This window comes from Bartonella sp. LB28NMGDW (assembly GCF_042194435.1).
GTDB classification, from domain to species: domain Bacteria; phylum Pseudomonadota; class Alphaproteobacteria; order Rhizobiales; family Rhizobiaceae; genus Bartonella; species Bartonella grahamii.
Window position 1 is genome coordinate 1 of sequence record NZ_JBHIMX010000090.1, and the last position, 1,207, is coordinate 1,207.

1 protein-coding gene is annotated in these 1,207 nt (G+C 43.4%); it reads right to left on the minus strand.

Annotation, left to right across the window (positions count from 1 at the left end; translation table 11 throughout):
* Positions 1-56 precede the first annotated feature (56 nt).
* Positions 57-1,145, minus strand: coding sequence for a TIGR04086 family membrane protein (locus ACFIKG_RS09315; protein ID WP_375652201.1), 1,089 nt, complete (start codon positions 1,143-1,145; stop codon positions 57-59).
* Between the last annotated feature and the right edge of the window lie 62 nt (positions 1,146-1,207).

Consider the following 1,207-nt stretch of genomic DNA (forward strand, 5'->3'; position numbering starts at 1 on the left):
AAAAAAGCTGCACTATGCGTGCAGCTTTTTTTGTGTTTGCTTTAGAGGTAGACGTTTTAAAGCATGAAAGTATCCTTACGGCTTCTGTAACCATAGTAGCCAAAAACACTGGAAATAATGGCACCTATCAGACTGCCTAAAAAGCCCCACCACCCCATATTGGAGGCTGTTTTTGTGGCTTTAGTTGCAGTGTTTTTGGCGCCCTTGATCGTATCCTCAAGATTGTCCGAGAGTGTTTCTGCCCGTTCTTCAAGGGCTTTGATGGCTTTTCCGGTTTTTTCCTCTGCGCTTTGATAAATATGAACGGCACGGTTTACTGCTGTTTGTGCATCCGCACGGGACATGCCATCGGTCATAAGGGCCTTGATGATATCACTTCGATCAAATTTTGTCGTGAGATCTTCTACACGATCAGACAGGTGCTCACCAAGATTTTTTAAAGTGGTACGATAGTGAGAAGGATCATTTTTGAAAGCTGTTATCGCAGAACCAATATCGTTGAGTGCAGCTTGGTAGGTTTGTTTCAAGCGCTCAGGGTTGAGAGCAGGAATGTCGCTTTTATTGAGAAGGGTGCGCAATTCACTCGAAAGTTGATCGAAATTGATGCCATTGTCACTGTTTTTTGCAAAAAACTTTTCAACACTTTCGCTGTTTAATTTTGCGAGTATAGGGGAAATATTGTTTTTTAGACCGTCTACGGTTTGTTGGATCATAGAGCTGTTTTCTAGAGCCGTTTTAGCTCCTATCTTTGCTGTACTAGAAACCACGTGGATGGCTTGGAGGGTCATTAGCAATGTTATGAGAGCCCAAGTGAGAAAGCCATGAATCGTTCCTGAGGTTTCAGCAAAACGGCCAGCTACAAAGCCTCCCAAGGCTAGGCTAATCAGTGTAACGATAACAGAACCCACGCCAAAGGAGAGGAAAGAGCCTTCAAATGGGGTTGAAGAGGTGAAATCCATTTGGCTTAAGCCTAAAGCGGCTACCAGAAAAGAGAGGCAGATTGAGGTGGCAAGGGCGCTCACCAGTCCAGCAAAGATTGCGGACCATGAAATGGGTGTGTGAAAGAATGAATACTTTTCTTCTAGAGATGTTTCTCCTAGAAAATTCGTATCGAATGGTGTGTCTTCAGGAATGCGAGTTTCCATGTTTTATCTCCTTGAATATGCTGGAGATACAATGTCTTTTTGCCAATTATGTTCCAAAAGTG